The sequence below is a fragment of the Actinomycetota bacterium genome (assembly GCA_040757835.1).
Taxonomy (GTDB): domain Bacteria; phylum Actinomycetota; class Geothermincolia; order Geothermincolales; family RBG-13-55-18; genus SURF-21.
This window is the reverse complement of record JBFLWJ010000003.1, coordinates 98,000-115,732: the sequence shown is the minus strand read 5'-3', so window position 1 is coordinate 115,732 and position 17,733 is coordinate 98,000. Positions and strand designations below refer to the sequence as shown.

Annotated in this window: 8 protein-coding genes and 1 pseudogene; 7 read left to right on the top strand and 2 right to left on the bottom strand. The window is 63.0% G+C overall.

Going from position 1 to position 17,733, the window contains the following annotated elements; translation table 11 throughout:
• Positions 1-30: 30 nt before the first annotated feature.
• The 7 genes and pseudogenes from AB1384_04425 (at position 31) to AB1384_04395 (ending at position 12,293) form a co-directional block, all read left to right on the top strand.
• Positions 31-2,667 carry a SpoIIE family protein phosphatase gene (locus tag AB1384_04425; protein MEW6553517.1) on the top strand — a complete coding sequence of 879 codons (2,637 nt, stop codon included), beginning with the start codon at positions 31-33 and terminating at the stop codon, positions 2,665-2,667.
• A gap of 436 nt (positions 2,668-3,103) precedes the next feature.
• Complete coding sequence (locus AB1384_04420; protein MEW6553516.1) at positions 3,104-4,534, top strand: AMP-binding protein; 1,431 nt, start codon at positions 3,104-3,106, stop codon at positions 4,532-4,534.
• Between the two features lie 176 nt (positions 4,535-4,710).
• Positions 4,711-5,625, top strand: coding sequence for a hypothetical protein (locus AB1384_04415; protein ID MEW6553515.1), 915 nt, complete (start codon positions 4,711-4,713; stop codon positions 5,623-5,625).
• Positions 5,616-10,808 carry a DNRLRE domain-containing protein gene (locus tag AB1384_04410; protein MEW6553514.1) on the top strand — a complete coding sequence of 1,731 codons (5,193 nt, stop codon included), beginning with the start codon at positions 5,616-5,618 and terminating at the stop codon, positions 10,806-10,808. The genes AB1384_04415 and AB1384_04410 overlap by 10 nt, the downstream gene beginning before the upstream one ends.
• A gap of 45 nt (positions 10,809-10,853) precedes the next feature.
• A pseudogene (locus AB1384_04405) lies at positions 10,854-11,027 on the top strand (RHS repeat-associated core domain-containing protein).
• 18 nt (positions 11,028-11,045) lie between these two features.
• Positions 11,046-11,693, top strand: coding sequence for a hypothetical protein (locus AB1384_04400; protein MEW6553513.1), 648 nt, complete (start codon positions 11,046-11,048; stop codon positions 11,691-11,693).
• Positions 11,694-11,705: 12 nt separating this feature from the next.
• Positions 11,706-12,293 (top strand): hypothetical protein, encoded by a 588-nt coding sequence (locus AB1384_04395; GenBank protein ID MEW6553512.1) that lies wholly within the window; start codon positions 11,706-11,708, stop codon positions 12,291-12,293.
• 204 nt (positions 12,294-12,497) lie between these two features.
• Here AB1384_04395 and AB1384_04390 read toward each other — a convergent pair whose 3' ends face one another.
• Together AB1384_04390 and AB1384_04385 are read right to left on the bottom strand one after the other, a co-directional pair.
• Positions 12,498-17,126 (bottom strand): DUF4965 domain-containing protein, encoded by a 4,629-nt coding sequence (locus AB1384_04390; GenBank protein MEW6553511.1) that lies wholly within the window; start codon positions 17,124-17,126, stop codon positions 12,498-12,500.
• An 89-nt stretch (positions 17,127-17,215) separates the two neighbouring features.
• Positions 17,216-17,733: DUF5719 family protein (locus AB1384_04385; GenBank protein MEW6553510.1), on the bottom strand; the 518-nt coding region annotated here is incomplete at its 5' end.

The following is a 17,733-nucleotide window of genomic DNA, read 5'->3' as shown; positions in this document are numbered from 1 at the left end:
GACGAAGTCTTCTCTCCAAGGTGGTTCACAATGATGCTCAAGGAACTGTCTAGCACCATTTCCGCGCATCTCGACGCCCTGGTCGGGGAGATGCAGGAGGCCTTCGAGGCCAACCTGCCCACCTATGCGGGGCTGTCGCCCGAAGCCAAGAAGGACATCCAGGAACTCATCAAGAAGCTGGCATTGCGCACCACCCAGTTCATGGCCGAGGCCGGCGCGGGACGCGAGGACCTCTACGCCTTCGCCCGCACCATCGGCCGGGACCGTTCCCTGCAGAGCATCCCCTTCGCAGACCTGGTGCGGGCCATATACCTGGTGGAGTCGATCATCTGGAACCGGGTCATACCGGACGTGCAGCAGATGGACCTGGAGCCCCAGGAGCTACGCAGGCTGCTGGACACCCAGAGCGAACTCAACTCAAACCTGATCGCGGCGCTCTCGGCCGCCTACTCGGAGACCAAGGACGAGATGATCAACCGGCAGCTCCGCGAGCTGCACGGCCTGCTGGAGGTGGGCATGACCATCACCTCCACCATGGACCTGGACCGCGTCTTCCTGCAGATACTGGAGGTGGCCGCGGGCATCATGCAGACACCCATGGGCGCCGTCTACCTGCTAGACGAGGAGAAGGAGGAGCTGCGCCTGGTCTCCCAGGTAGGTCTGGGCACTCCCTGGGCCAAGGGGCGCCGCGTCTTCCTCGCCCGTTCGCTGCTCTCACAGGCCATCGAGGAGAACGCCCCCGTAACCGCCCTGGATACCCGCCTGCGCGGTCTTAGCCTGCCCTCTTCCGCGCGCGGGGGCAGGGTGCGCTCAGTGCTCTCCTGCCCCATCCTCAAGGACGGCCAGCCCATCGGGGGGCTGGAGCTCTACGACGTGGAGGTGCGCAGCTACAACCGCCTGGACATGGCACTGCTTGCCGCTTTCGCGCCCCAGGCCGGTGTGGCCATCGAGAACGCCCGGCTCTTCGAGATGGAGAGGAAGAGGCGGCGCCAGACGGTGGAGCTGAAAGAGCTGGCCGAGGCCATCGCCGGGGCCATGTCCTTCAACCAGGCCATGGGGATCCTGGTGCGCAGCCTGGTGATGATATCGGGGGCGGACAAGTGCCTGCTCTTCTTCTACGATACCGAGACGGGGCAGCTCGACTTCGCCCGCGGCTACGGCTTGACCTCCACCATGACCAAGTACCTCCAGAACGAGACCTGGACCCTGGAGGACCTGGACGAGGCGACCATACTCGCTATAGAGAACCAGGAGGTGATAACCACCGAGGACGCGCTCGTCGATCCCAGGATCAACGCCGGGTACGCCCGTTTCCTGAAGTTGCGGGCGTGCATAATCGCGCCCCTCATCTACGGCGGAAGGGTGAGCGGCGTGCTGGCCATCGGCAGCAACGCGAAAACCAGCCTCTTCGAGGAGGAGGACCGGGAGATGATCGCGGTCATCCTGGACCAGGTGACCATCGCCATCGAGCAGGTGAGGCTGCGGGAGCGCGTGCGCGAGCGGGAGAGGAGGTTGCGCGAGCTGGAGGCCAGCGAACGCGTCTTCGTCGAGAGGGAACGGAGCGAGGTCATAATCTCAGCCAGCCCCGACGCCATATTCATGGTGGACAGGGACCGCAACATCACCCTCTTCAACCCCGCAGCCGCCGCCCTCTTCGGCTGGGGCGAGGACGAGGCGGTGGGCAGGCACGTCCATGCCATACTCTACGGCGAGACCGGGCTGGAGCCGGGCACCTGCACGCGCGAGGACTGCCCTGTGAGCGCCACCTTCCGCGGCGAAAAGGTGAGGGTCAAGGAGATGGAATACCAGCGTCGGGACGGCAGCAAGGTCTGGATAGCCGGCTCCTTCTCGGTGATCCGCAACCGCAAGCGCCAGATCGAGAACGTGGTCTGCGTCTTTCGCGATATCAGCGAGGAGAAACGGTTGCAGCACCTGGCCCTGGTGGACAAGGAGCTGGACATCGCCTCACATATCCAGGGGGCGCTCCTTCCCGAGGGTCCACTGGAGAACCGCGTGGCGCGGGTCCTCGCCCACCAGGAACAGGCGCGCATCGTGGGAGGGGACTGGTACGATTTCTGGGAGGAGAGTGGCCGCCTCATGCTGGTCATCGGAGACGCCACCGGGAGCGGTATACCCGCCGCTCTCCTGGCCACCCTGGCCATGAGCGTCATCCGGGCGGAGGCGAAAGAGCGCGGCGACGTCCTGGAGGTGGTAAGCAAGGCCAACCGCGCCATCGTCCCCAACCGCCTGGAGGACCGTTTCATCACCCTCTTCTACGGCGAGATCGACTTGCGCAGCCTGAAGCTGCGGTACGTCAACGCGGGGCATAACGACCCCCTGCTCATCCGGGGCGACGGCGAGCTGGTGACCCTGGGCTCCGAGAAGCGCACCATACTGGGGGCCTTCGAGGAACCCGACCTGGACGTGGAGGAGGTCCAGCTCGAGCCCGGGGATCGCATCGTCATCTACACCGACGGGGTGGTCGAATGCCGGGACTCGCGGCGGCGCATGTTCGGGGAGAACCGCCTCAGGCGCTACCTCCGCCACGCCGGCTCCCGGGCGCCGCGCGCCTTCGTCGACGGGCTGGTGGATACTCTCAAGGGCTTCACCGGCGGCAAGGTGGAGGACGACTTCACCATCCTCCTTTGCGACCTCAAGAAACGCTAGGGTTCCCGAGACCGGGCCTGGGGGTAATGCTCCAGGGTGCTTTTCCGGCCCGGGGCCTCCGGGTAACGGTCCCGCTCGCAAGGCCTCACGGAGACCGACCCGGTAGTTCCCCGGGCTGGTGGCAGCACAGACGAGGGCACTACCTGCTGTACCCGGGTCTCGGGAAAGGATTTCTGATATAGACGACACCCGGGCGTAGGCTCTTCACATTAGCCACTCCTATGCGCGGTTCCTGCGACCGACCCGGTAGTTCTCGGGCAAGGGATAGCGCAGATGAAGGCATTACCCAATCAACTCAGGGTCTCGGGAAAGGATTTCTGATATAGACGACACCCGGGCCGGTACATGTCATCACAATCCGTGTTAAATGCGCATAGCGAAACATATATAATTATGCCGTTGCAGCAGACGTGATCACAGGGAGGTAGCTCGGCCCATGAGGATCGGGGAGATATCGCCCCAGCGGGTGAGGGAGTTCGTGGCGAACTGGCCCATGTATGCCCGCGACTCGGACAACCCCCTGTGGCTGGACCCGGGGGAGCTCAAGGGGCTGCAGGAGCGCAACCTGCGCCGGCAACTGGAGATGCTTGCGGCCTGGAGCCCTTATTACCGCGAGATGTTCAGGCGCGAGAAGATCGCGGTCGACAGCATCCGTACCCTGGAGGACCTGCGGCGCCTGCCCGTGACCTCCAAGGAATCCTATCTCTCCGACCCCCTGGCCTTCCTGCCCGTGTTTGACCAGCCGCAGCCCCTGGACGTCACTTACGAGATAACCTACACCTCGGGGACCACCACCGGCGCCCCCGCTCCCTTCTTCAACACCACCTACGATATGTTTAACCTCAGTTTGCAGCAGCGCCGCAAGGCGGAGATCACCTGGCTGACGCCCCGGGATACGCTGCTCAACCTCTTCCCGTATGGGAGCCTGCCCCATGTTGGTTTTTACCGCGCCATCCACCTCGCCTCGGCGGCGGGGATGAAGCTGGTCAACGCGGTGGCGGGTAAGGACGCGCCCGGCTTTCCCCTGCATCGCACCATAGACGAAGTGCTGGAACTGGCGGAAATGCACCAGGTAAGCGTGCTCGCGGGTCTGGGACGCTTCGAGCGCAGGCTCATCCTGCGCGGAGAGCAGCTCGGCACCGACCTCTCGTCCATACGTATTATCATGGCCCTGGGCGACACCGTGCCGGAGGCTATGCGCGACGAGATGCGCGAGCACCTCTTGGGCGCGGACGCCCGCGACGTGTTCGTAATGAACGGCTACATCACCACGGAATGCCAGGGCTCGTTCGTGGAGTGCTGCGAGTTCGGGGGCAACCACAATCCCGCTCCCAACCTTTACCATGTCGAGATCCTCGACCCCGACAGCCTCGAGCCCCTCCCCGACGGCGAGGTCGGCCTGCTCGCGGTGACCCATATAGACCGCAGGGGGACGGCGCTGCTGCGCTACGTCGTGGGCGACCTGGCGGCCTGGGAAACAGGGACCTGCCCGCACTGCGGACGCAGCGGCGGGCGGCTGGTGGTGCGCATGGGCTCGACCTACGCGGCCCGCGCCGAGGAGGTCATCCGCGTCGGGGGCCAGCTGGTCAACCCGGAGGCCATCCATAACCAGCTTGTGGGGGTGAAGGGGATGGTCGAATACCAGCTGGTGGTGGAGAAGGAGGAGCCGGACAATCACTTCAGCCCCGACCGCCTCATCATCCGCCTCTCCGTGGCGGGAAGGATGCGCCAGGACCTGGAGGCCGAGGTGGTCAGCCGCGTGCGCGAGGCCACCGGCATCGATCCCAGGGTGGAGTTCGTGCAGTCACCGGAGATCTACGACCCCACCCTGGCCCTGAAAGCCACCCGGTTCTTGGATAAAAGATAAGTCCCTTCAGATAGGCAAATCGGATAATCCCCCCTTGACACCCACCCCCCATATATATATTCATCTTCAGAACCGGGCTTGCTCCGGTAGCTGACATACATGGGGCGTATGGGGAAGCAAACTGCACTCACGATTCTCGGGCAGGCGTGTTCTTTCATATTCTATGGGGGGTCGAGATGAAAAACCGCGGATTCGCAAGGTCCAGTATCGTTATCGCCGTCATTCTGCTGCTCCTTCTCTCGCCACTGTCGCTGTTTTCTGGCGCAGCAGCGAGGGCACAGGAGCTGGCACAGGAAGTGCAGCCGGATACAAGCGCGGATGCGCAAGCGACCGAGATAATCGATTCGACTACCATGGGGGAGGACATCTTCCCCGGGACGGATGCTATCTCTGCGGAGGAGATGACCGCACCCAGCGACCCCTATACGAAGACGCGTCAGAACCCAGACGGCACTTTCACCCGGGAGATCTTCACCGCCCCTATAAACTGGCAGGACGGGGACGGCAGCTGGCGGGAGATAAATTCAAACCTCGTACCGGACGAAGTGGACGGCTACGCTCTCGCCAACGCCTCCAACTTCTTTTCCTTCCGGCTCGCCCAGACGTCCGACTCCGGCAAGACCTGCTCCCTGGAGATAGGGGATAAGAAGGCCAAGCTCCACCTAGCGGGCCATGCGAAGAAGGACTACAAAGGGGATAATGAAGAGGACCAGAAGGTAAAGGACGGAGTGCCCGAGACCGGCGAGGAGACCCCTGCTACCGAAGCACCCCCCGCGCTTGACTGCGTGGCCGAGGGCAACCAGGCATACTATTACGATAGCAAAAAGGGCTACAGCCTGGAGTTTATCCACTTTTCCTCCACCATCGAGCAGCTGATCAAGCTCCAGAGCCCCGCATCCCCTAACGCCTTCGACTTCAAGCTGGACACGGAAGGCATGGACGCAGAGTGGGACGAGCTTGGAAACATTCACTTCCTGAGCCAAGAGGACGGGAGCAAGCTCTTCACCATCTACGCACCTTTGATGTGCGACTCGAGCAGGGATAAAGAGACGGGCGAGCCCCCCGGAGCACCAGCGTGGAGATGGACATAACCAAGGACAAGGATGGCAAGGCCCACCTTACCCTCACCGCGGACCCCGCCTGGCTCGCGGACCCCGCCCGCGTCTACCCCGTCTTCATAGACCCCGCCATCTACCCCTATTACAGCGGCAACCCGGACGGCACCCTCCTGCGGGGAGACGCCTACGTCTCGGAGCTATACCCCACGACCAACTTCGGCACCCCATACAATACATACGACTCCACCTACTCCCGCTACCACCTGGCGCTCAGCCGCTGGATATCGTCCGGGAACACCACACGCGGCCTGGTCGGCTTCGACGTGCGCTACCATATTCACGAGATGGGCTATAACTCCGCCTACAACAGGGGCGCGGACGTCTCGGCCGCCACCTTCAAGGCTCACTGCTACTACACCAGCTCCGGCAATCCCATGACCGTCTACCTGCACCGCGTGAACGGCGACTGGGCCGAAGACGCCGTCACCTGGAACAACCGTCCCGGGACGAGCCTCATCTCCTCCCAGAGTGTAAGCGCGGGCTCCTGGGCGAGCTTCGACGCGACCTCCCTCGCCCAGGAGTGGGTGCGGGGAGAGGAGAACGGCGGCGCGCGCAACCGGGGCTTCGGGCTGCGTAGAGACGAGAGCGCAAACGGCGCGCTCCGCATAGATGCGCGCGAGAGCGCTACATATGATCCCCGCCTGGAGATGTCCTATACCTCCCTCGGCTGTCTCTACAGCTTAGACGAAGCGCCCACGAAGTTCATAACCGGGGATACCAAGGCCTGCAGCGTCTACGTGAAGAACACCGGGGCCAATATCTGGTACTGCTCGACCTCAGATCCCACTAATCCCATGCAGCTCTCATACAAGATATCGGAGTGGACTGGCACCAAGGTCGGGGAGGGAAGCATCGACCTCCCCCGGGACGTGCTGCCGGGCGAGACCATCTCCATAAGCCTTCCTATAACCGCCCCGACCATAGCAAACACCTACGAACTCAGCCTTTCCATGCAGAAGAAAGATCAGTACCTGTTCGACGAGAAAGGCGTGGACCCGGGAGAGGGAAATATCACCGTGGTCGCCCCCGCTCAGCTGCCCACCGACGCAGAGAGGACCGACTCGGCCCGCCTCTCCGGCCCCTCCTGGATGAGCCACGCGCGCATGGGAGGGCTCGCGGCGAACCTGGTGACCGGAAACGCCACCGCATCCGCCACCGACCTCGCGGTCTCCGGCCGGGGCGCCTTCTCCCTTGCCCGCACCTACAACAGCGGGGCCCCGTCGGGCCAGGCAACCCTCTTCGGCCCCGGATGGTTCTCGAACCTGGATACCAAGGTAAAAGACTACGGGAACGGCTGGCTGGCCTACTGGGACTCAGGAGGCACTTCCTACCTCCTCTGTGAAGCGCAGAAAGCCAACCTCTTCGTCTGTCCCGAGGGCGCTTACTTCCGGGTGGAGAAAAACCCCGACTACACCGACCCCGCAGATACCGACGACAACAAGAACTGGCGCTACCGCGTCATCGGGACAAGCGGCGGCATGCAGTTCTTCGACGGGAACGGCAAGCTCATCTACTTCGCCGGCCCAGCCCGCGCGGACGGCGGCACCGGCAACTATGTGAATAAGACGAAGATAGAGTACGGCAAGAACTTCGATGGGGGCGCCGCGAATGACGACATCCTGGTGACCGAAGCCTCGGGACGCACCTTTCCCATATGGGTATCCGGGGCAAAGATAACCCAGGCCTTAGAGGGCGTGAGCTGGGCGGATGAGGGCGGGCATGACCCCCGCAGCGTGAGCTACGAGTACGCGGGCGCCGGGGGCAGGCTCTCCAAGGTCACCCTGAGCCCCGGCGGCCACTGGACGGCCATCTCCTACCACTCCTACAACCCCAAGCTCGTAAGCCAGGTAGAGACCCGCCTGGACACGGACCTCACCCGCAAGTCCTATTACGCTTATTCGGACGGCAAGCTCACCGCCTACCGCGACCCCCGCAGCACCTCCTCTGCCGATAACACCTACAAGACCACCATCACCTATGGCAGCGGCAGCACCGTCGTCTCCTCCCCCTCCGTCAGCAACTACGTTGGCTCCCCGAGCATAAATATCTGCGCCAAATACGTGTTCGATTCAGCCGGCCACACCACGGGCAAGTACGGGGGAGTGAACCCGGACGGCACCGGCGGCCTCAGCCGCTCTGATACCGCCTGGAACGCCTGCCACCAGGTCACCTGCACGACCGACTACTCAGACCTCTCGACCCCGCTGGGGAGCACCAGCATGCTCTACGACGGCCGGGGCAACGTGACCCGGTTGACGGACGATTTGAACTCCACCGAAAAAGCCACCGCAACCACCGACTACACCGCCTCCGCCATCGCCTCGAACAACCCCACCCAGGTCACCTCCCCCGACGGGGACAAGGTGAGCATCGAATACGGCGGCGGGCAGAGCTACTTCAAGACCACGGAGGCAAACGACGCCCAGACGGTGGTCTTGCGGGACGAGGCCACCGAGAACAGCAGGCTCTCGGTGGCCCTGCCCGCCCCTTACATAAATCACATCACCAACCCCTCCATGGAAAAGGATAACGACTACTTAAGCGGAGTGGCAGACGGCTGGACCGCCGAGGAGAATCTCAATCCAGTGGGCGCTACCGACTACCAGGTCTACACCGTAGACCCCCCGGACAGTGCCGCCGCCGGGCGCAGGGTGCAGAGGCTGGAAGTCCAGGGAAACACAAATACCGGGCAGATGGCCATAAAGCAAGAGGTCGACCTGCCTGGCATCATGGAAAACGATGCGAATATCACCCTCGCTTTTTCCTATCGCAACAGCGCATGCGCGAACCGGGAGCTGTGGCTGGAATACCGGGTGCTCGATTCCGGGGGAAGTCCAGTCACCGCGAGGTCTGTGAAGCTCAATCCTTCCCTCGAATGGAACCGCACCAGCCTGACCTTCGAGAAGTCCTCCCCCATAGACTCCATCGAGGTCAAGCTGGTCATGAAGGTGACCGAGACGGGCCAGGACGCCTGGGCGGAGTTCGACGCCGTGCAGCTCTTCTACGGGACTCGCGACACCTCCTTCAACTCCGTCGAGAACTCCTCCTTCCGCACCTGGGACGGGGACTGTCCTACGGGCTGGAGCATTGACAACCAGAACTACCTGAAGCCGGCCTACGGTTTCACTCCCACGGAGTTGACGTTTGACGGCGACAACTTCGCCACCCAGACCGTCAAGGTAAAGCCCAACACCCGCTATCTCTTCTTCGTGCGCCTGCTGGTCCAATCGGCTGGCGAGGGAGAAGGGGCGCGCGCATCATGCGGGGGGCAGTACGCCAGCGAGGGAAGCGTGCGCGGCTACATAGGCGGAAGCGATTACGGCATAGGAGACGCCGGCACGCCCGGCGTGCCCGATGCCCCCGCCACCGCCTTCAAGATCATAGACAGCGGGGACGCTACGACTCTGGAGATCAAACTGGAGCTGTGCGCGGGCGACTACACCCAGGCGACCTTCTACGACGTCTCCCTCACCGAGATGCCGCAGGACGTAACCACCTCCTACGACAGCCGGGGGAACTATGCGAATGAGGTCACCGCGCCCAATGCCGATGGGGGCTACTCCACCACCTACGTGACCACCGACCCGGTGGGCAACGTGAGAAAAGCGCGGGACGCCCGCTCGGATGGTCCCACCGACAATACCTACTGCTTCACCTACTCCTACAACGAGCTCTCCCAGCTGACCAGCCTGGTCTCTCCTCTGGTGCATGACGCTGACGGAGAGGATATCCAGGCCTACACTGCCGACTACGACCACTACGACAAGGCGGGAAGGCTGCTGTGGTTCCTCGACAACAAGGGGGAGGAGACCAGCTACGAATACAACCCCCTGGGCCAGGTGACGGAAAAGACCGACGCCCTGGCAAGACAGGTCCAGGTCGAATACAACGAGGTGGGCGGGGTGAAGAAGGTGACCTACCCCGACCCCGATGGCCCTAACAATCCCCTCCTGAGCTGGGAGGTCTACTACGCCTACCGCAAGAATGGCACCCTGGACAAGGTTGCCTTCCGCGACCCCCAGGGCAACCTCACCAACCCCTACGCCTTCACCTACGACGGGGCGGGCAGGATGACCCAGGTGAGCGACTCGGCAACCGGCATCACCCTAAACTTCTCCTTCGACAAGGCCTCGCGCCTGCTATCCGGCTCCTCCAGCTACGCCGGGGGGTTTACCAGCACCTACGCCTACACCAAGGCGGGCAGACTCACCTCGCTCGGCTACTCCAAGAGCGGCTGGGGAAGCGGCACGCAGGTGACCTACGCCTACCGGGACACGGGCGAACAGGCTTCCCTCACCCTTCCCGCTGGTCATGGCGCCATCTCATACGCCTACGACGACCAGGGCAGGCTGTCCACGCTTCATAACAGCGTCCCCACAAGCCCGAACGTATCCTATCCGACCTCCCTCACCTACGACGCGGCGGGAAGGGTGGCCAGCGTATCCTCCGCCTTCGCAGACTCAGGCTCGCTCACCGAATACACGTACGACGCCATCGGCAACGTCACCTGCATGGTGCAGGGAAACATAAGGAACCTCTATGCCTACGACGAGCTCTGCCGCCTCACCTCCTGGACCGAGAAGACGGCCGGTCTGATCACGGCAAGCGAGAAGTACTTCTACGACGGCAACGGCAACCTAACCGCGGTAGATACGCTGGGAGGAGGCGAGACCCACGCCTACGACGCCGCCAACCAGTGCACGGACACCGGCTTCACCTATGACACATGCGGAAACCTCACCTCGGACGGGGAGTGGGCCTATGCCTATGAGCGGGGGACCAGGCTCGCCTCCGCCACCAATGATACGCAGAACATAAAGCTCGCCTTCGGCTACGACCCCCGGGGCAGGCGCTGCTCCAAGTGCGCCTACGAAAGAGACGCACAGGGGCAGTACACCGTGCAGACCTACGCCGTCTTCTACCACTACGACGCGGGCGGAAACGTGCTCGCGGAGACGGATGCGGCAGGAAACCTCATCCGCTCCTACGCCTACGACCTCTCGGGCCACCCCGTGGCCATGACCCAGGACCTGGGCGCGGGCCAGAAGACCTTCTTCCTGCACTCAAACGCCCGTGGAGACGTCATCTACGTAACCGACGAGAACATGAACTGGGCAAAGAGGTTCACCTACGACCCCTGGGGCAGGGTCACATAGGAGACCTCCCGTACCGGTTACGACTCACTCTTCTGCCCTTACGCCTACGCCGGCTACTTCCGAGATTCCGAGACCGGCCTCTACTACATGCCCGCCAGGTACTACTCACCCGAGATGCGCAGGTTCCTCACCAAGGACCCCCACCCGGGCGCGAAATCCCGCCCCATCACTTTAAACCCCTACCAGTACTGCGGGAACAACCCTATAAACAGCGTGGACCCCACGGGGCAATCTTCCATGAATATAAACATCGATTTCTCCATGCTGGCTGGCATGGGCGATTTCGGACAAGCCCAGATCGCCGCTGGCTTGGCCATGGCGAACCAGGGCATCCGCCAGGCGATCGCCGGCATCAACGCCGCCAATGCCGGCATCCAAGCCGCCATCGCCGGCATCAACGCCGCCCGGGCCGGTATGAGGAGCATGCTGGCGGGCGTGGACTTGGCACTGAACGGCGCGAGTGGCGCAGGTGGTGGCGTCTCTGGCCTCGCTGGCTTCAACTGGGGCAGCCTGGCCTCGGTGGGGATAAGAGGCGGGGTTGTAACAGGATCACTAGAGCACGTAATGAGTCAGCTCTCTTATGGTTTAGGGTGTGCCCTTCCCCATGCTCACGTAAAAAAGCGTGGTGGTGGTATACTCGACTCAATCCTTGGTTACGCGTTTGATGCAGGGTGTCTAATTGGAGATGTGATATGCACGCCCCTCTCAGTTGCCTGCGGTGTAGCATCCATTGCTAAGGATAGTATCCATTATTGGATACTCCATGATATGAGCGCTGAGGAATATTGGTCAAAGACAATAGCGAATGGTGTTGGCTTAATCCCTGGCAATATCGGTAACATGGCAGATGTTGGTAGTCTAGTGCTTGACATAATATTTGAATGAATAGGTTGGCCTATGTACAAGATTCAAATTGTTGAAGAGTCTGAAGAAAGGATGGTAATAAGATGTTGCTTGTACGATGCAATCATATCGTACATAGTAATTCTTATTATTCTTGCAGGATTGACAGCTGCGATCCTGTCTCTTATTTCCAGGGATTCATATGAACTGTTATGGCTCATCCCAGTTACAATGGTTCTCCTGGTGATAGGCGCTTACTCAGAGGGTAGATTGTTAAACATATTGGTGATTGATAAGGGGTCTAGAATGGTCACTCTGAGGAGAGTGGGGCCATGGTTGCCCGGGAAGAAGATCACTTGCAGGATCGATCAAATAGCTGAACTCTGCTTCGTGCATTCAAATTACTCCCTAAGGATGGATAAATACCTGATATTTGTTAGGGTCGAGGAGGAGAGTATTCTCGAGAAACGATGGAGGCCCATGTTGTACAAAATCGTATTTCGTGATCTGTGGTGGCCAGTATACAAAGAGATGCCTCAAAATATTCTAGAAAAGCATAGAAGAATAGCCAGCTATTTAAATATCCCTTATCGAAGAAGGTTGGTGACACCCAGGGGATACAAGGACAAGATCGAAGAATAGGACATTTTGAATAGAAATCATCAATACGAAAGCGCCTGTGTGAAATAGCTATTAAAAAGCTCACAAGCCTGTTGGACAAGCACCAGCGTGACGTTGGTTTGGTAAGCAAATCTATGGCGATGGGGCGATCCCAGAACGGCCCTCTTAACTGGATGTAGTCCTCGTAGATGGTGCTCCTCGCTGAAGAAGAAGCAAGAAGATAGACTATTCGATAGCTCCTATTGAGCAGTGGCCGCCGGAACGCTCCCGGAAGTACATGGCCCGCTCGCCGACTACCGGCAAATCCGAGGAAAGCTTGATGCTCACCTCCGCGGCCCCCACCACGCTGCCCACGTTGAGGGTGAAGCGCGAGCGCCCCGCCACCTCCACGGTGGTGCTGTCTGTCTCCCCCCCGGTGAGCATGAAATCGATCCTCACCGTGGCCTTGCCTTCCCAGGGGTTCTGCACCAGCAGCCACTCCTCGTAGCCCTCGGCCGTGTAGCCCTCGGCGAAATACCAGGTGTTTTCGGGCGTGGGAGTGCCCAGGGTGGCGTGGCCGTCGCTGCGGCCGTTCCAGTACATGGCGCGTTCGGCCACCACCGGCCGTTGTGACGAGACGGATACGGAGACCTCCACGCCGGGGAGTTCCGCGTGCACGGGCACGGAGTAGCGGCTGCGCGCGGGAACGACGACGCGCAGGGTGCTGTTGGTCCCGTCCGGCTGCATGAAGAAGAGGTCGACGGAGGTATCGGTGTCCCAGGGGTTCTGCAGCAGCAGCCATTCCTCGAAACCGGACCCCGAGTAGCCCTCGGCGAAATACCAGGTATAGGAGGGGGACCGCGCTCCGATGGAGCAGGTGCCGCTGCGCATGAAGTTGAGGTACTGGGCCCGCTCCACCACCACCGGCTGATTGGCGCTCACGAAGGTGCTTACGTTGGCGTCGGGCAGGATATCGTCCACGTGGATGGTGAAGCGCGAGCGCGGCGGCAGGGTGTAGGAACGGTCAACCACGCCCTGGCCCTGGGTCTGGAACTGCACATTCACCGCGGCGTCCGCGTTGCCCGGGTTCTGGATGAGTACCCATTCGTCGAAGTCGGCGCCGGTGAACCCCTCGGCCAGGTACCAGGTGGTGGAGGGAGAGTTCACGCCGATGGTGTCGTGGCCTGCCAGCCATCCGTTGAAGTACACCGCCCGCTCGGCCACCACGGGCTGGTCGGATGCGATGAAGGTGGACACCTCCGCCGCGGGCAGGATGGCGTCCACGTGGATGGTGAAGCGGGAATGGGGCGGCAGGGAATAGGAGCGCGGGGTGTTGCCGCCGCCGGGCTGCATGAAGGTTACCTCGATGGTGGCGACGATGTCGCCGGGGTTCTGGATGAGCACGAAGGTGTCGAATTCTCCCCCCGTGGCGTTGGCGCCGGTGTACCCCTCCGCCAGGTACCACGTTCCGGAGGGCGAGGGCAGGTCGGTGTTCACCCCCAGCCGCAGGGTGGCGGGAGGGGTATAAACAGCTGGATCCGCCGACTCTGTCTCCAGGTAGAGGGTGTAAGTGCCGTCCGGCGCGGGCTGGCCCCATGCGTCCCTGCCGTCCCAGGTGAGCCCGGCGGGACCGGGCGTCAGTTCCCTGATGGTCTCCGTGCCTGACAGTACCAGCGCCCTCTCTATGGCTCCGGTGGGGTCGCTGTAGGACACCTGGATCTGGCCGCGGGGGCCGCTGGAGCCGGGCGAGCAGGAGAAGGGCTGCGCCGTAAGGCCGGTCACCGGCCGGTACTGCGAGCGGCCCACCTGGGCCGGGAGCAGGCCGCCGTTTACCTTCTGCGCGCCCCCCGCGGCGTCGAAGACCAGCACAGGGATGCGCTCCTCCGCCCTATCTTCGGGCAGACCCCAATTCGCGCAGGAGAAGACGGGCACGCGCCCCGGTGTGTGGGCGGGGTCGTAGAGCAGGTAGCCGGAAGCGCGGTCCAGGCGCAGGCGCCCCAGGGCGCTCACGCAGGCGAAGAGCGCCGTGCCCCGGGGGTAATAACCCAGGATCTGCCAGTAGGTGGAGTCCATGTTGTAGGCGCCGCGCGCCCCCCCGGCCTCCATGCCGGCTTCCTTTACGTAGGCGTCGGCCTGGGCGGGGTCGTCGAATCCGAGGCTCATCGCCTCGCTGGTGCCGTGGAAGTAGTAGTCGCGGTAGAGGATCACGTCCCAGAACCCGCCGTTTTTCTTGGTGGCGTAGTAGTGCTGAAGGTCCCAGTATTGGCCAAGGCGTTCCTGCTGGCCTTGCGGCCAGCCTTCCGTCCCCAGCCAGTAGCCCAGGGCGTCCCTCCACAGGTTCTGCGACACCCACTGGTTCTCGTTGGCTATGCTGGTATGCACGTCGCCATAACGGCGCCCGGTCCTGGACGCGGCGGTGGCGATATCCTGCTTGAAGCGCTCCAGGTTGTCCGCCGTGAGCCCGCTGTCCAGGCCCGCCGCGAGCAGGTAGAGCAGCCCGTTGGAGGCATAGAGGGAATAGGCCTCGCGGTCGAGCCGCGGCACGTCGGGGTCCAGGCATACCGCGAAGTGGTCGCCCAGCCACAGCTTCTGCTCCAGGGTGAGGTTGATCAGCCGTATCCTTTGCTCGCAGGCGGCGATGAAGGCGTTGTCGGGGGAGGCCTGGGCCCGCGCCATCTCCGCCGCCGCCCGGTAGGCGGCCAGCGCCTTCACCCCCAGGTAGGTCTGGTTGCGTGCGTTCTGGATGGCGGGAGAGCCGGTGTCGACGGTGTTGGCCACGTTCAGGTCGGGCAGGCCGTCGCCGTCGCTGTCGCAGCTCCAGATAAAGCGGGTGTACTGTTTCACCCCGGCGAAGAGGCCGCTCATGAAGGCGCTGTCCCCCGTGGTCTTCCAGTGGGAGTAAAGCAGCAGTATGTAGTCGGCGTTCTCCTCCACCGGCATATCGTGCGAGTAAGCCATACCGGTGACGTTCTGTATCCACCCCATATCGTGGGAGAGGTACTTACCCTGTGCGTTGGACTTCTCGAATCCCGGCCACTCTTGCAGCAGTTTCCCCAGGAGGTCGGGCCAGAAGTAGAGGTAGAACCAGGCGTCGTTGTACTCGACGTCGATGGTGGAATGGAACATGCAGTTTCCTTCCCAGACACTGAACCACTCCTCCCCCGCGACGTCGCTCACCCACCAGGCGTTGATGATGAAGCTCTGCAGGGCGCAGGCGGCGAGGTCGCGCTCCGACTCCGGCATGGGGGAGACGTAGGTATCGGACAGTATGCCGTCGAAGAAGGCCGTTTTGTCCTCGATGGATGTCCGCTCCGCCCCGAGGGCGTAATCGGCCACTTCCTCGATGGAGGCCAGGTCCGGCCCCGCCGCTTTGCGGTAGAGGAAGGAGTGGGGGACGTCGCTGGCTCCCTTGCGCACGGTGAGCACGTTGGCGTTGGTGTGGCTGGCCAGCACCACGGTGAGTTCGTCACTGCTACCGCCGGGCGTCCAGCGCAGGCCGGAGTAGCCCTGGGGCTCGAAGGTGTAGACCTTGTGGGCGTAGGGCAGGGGATATCCCGCCGGCGAGTCCCAGATCCAGCCCGTGTCCGTGATGTCGGCATAGCTCAGCGCCACGCCGGTGGCGTCGTCCACGGCCACGCTCTCCCAGAAATTGACGCCGTAGGCGGCCGGGTCGTTGTTGCGGCTCTCGTCCGCGTAAGAGTACCTGGTGCGGTACTTGTACCCGGAGGAGGCCCCGCCCAGCGCCACCGGGGCGGCGGCCCCGGTGTTGTCGTCCTTGTGCGGCCGCACCAGGATGAACTCGCCGCCGCCGAGGTCCCCCTGCACCGCGATGGTCACGTAGAAGAAGGGGGCCGAGGAGAGCTTGGCGTCCTGCGGGTAGAAGGGGGCGGTGAGGGTGACGGTGGCCTGGAAGGACAGGGCCGGGTCGGAGCAGGCGTAGGACACCCCGGTCAGGGTCAACTCCTGGTCTATGTCAGAGAAGACGGGGTAACGGTCGGTGAAGGGGAGGCAGCGGATGTCGCCCTGCGCGTCCTTGAAGGCCAGAACCAGCTCGGAGAGGTCCTCGGTCCAGGTGCCCAGGGGGGACTGGCGCCAGCCCAGCAGCTGCGGCACGGGGTTGATCATGAAGCGCGAGCCCAGGCGGCCGAGGACGGCCTCGTGCACGTCCTGTCCCTCACCGTTCACGAAACGCAGCGGATAGGCGCTCCAGTGGCGGTTCTCCATGACGTTGATCTCCAGCGCCGTCTCCCCGACGGTGATGAGCCTGATATTGCAGATGGTGGCCTCCCTGCTCCCATCCAGGGAATTGAACCAGAGGTCCAGCCTGCCGTCGCTGGTGTCCACGATGGGCACCGTCACCTGGTAGGCGGCGTTGAGGCCGACCTTCGCCGCTATGTCCACATCGGTAAGGGACGGGATCTTGTCGCCGTTGGCGTAGACGGTGAACTTTCGTTGACCCGGGGCGTACACCGGCTCTAAGAAACTGAACTCGATGCTGTAGGAGCCGCGGGAGAGGCCGCTGAGTACGTAATGGAAATCCCTCCCCCAGCGCTCCTGCACGAACTTGTACGGCTGCCGGGTGATGTTGTTGGTGCCGCTGATGTTGCTGCCCGTATGGGTGGAGGTGGCGGAAGAGCCCTGCAGCTCGACCACGATGCGGCCCTCGTCGGCGCGCGCTTCCGCCGCGGGCACGAGCAGCAGCACCGCCGCCAGCCCCAGGACCAGGAACGCCACCCAAAGGCCGGGCCGCCGACCGGAGCCCGGGCTTCCTTCCGCGCCGCTCCGGTCCCGGCTGGCGCGCGGGCTTCCTTCCGCGCCGCTCCCGTGCTCGCCAGCCGGGGCACTGGTCCGGCAGGCCCCTCCTATAACCTTCATGCCGTCACATCCCTCACGGTGATGCCTTTCCAACACTCCCATACCGCCGCATCTCCCCCGGTCATCCGCTATCGGTCCCGCCTCCAGCCCTAAAAAGCCCCGCCGGCGGCGTCGTACCCAGGCCCGCAGCTCCCGCCGCTCCAAACCGCGCTCCCGTAGTCGAAATACATGGGACGCTCGGCCACCACCGCGTAGTCGGAGGTGACGCGCATGGAGACGTCCTTGTCCGGCCCCACCGCGTCGTTCACGCTCACGGTGAGGCGGCTGCGCGCCGGGACCTCCCAGGTCTGGACCACGTTGTCCCCCTGCCCGCTCCCCAGCATGTACTCCACCGTGACCTGAGCGCCCGCGTCGCCGGGGTTGGCCAGGGTGAGGTATTCCACGAAGCCGGCGCGGGTGGTCCCCTCGGCGAAATACCAGGAGGTGGCGGGCGCGGCGGCCCCCATGACGTTATGGCCGCCGGGGAAATGGCCGGCGAAATCGAAATACATGGGACGCTCGGCCACCACCGCGTAGTCGGAGGTGACGCGCATGGAGACGTCCTTGTCCGGCCCCACCGCGTCGTTCACGCTCACGGTGAGGCGGCTGCGCGCCGGGACCTCCCAGG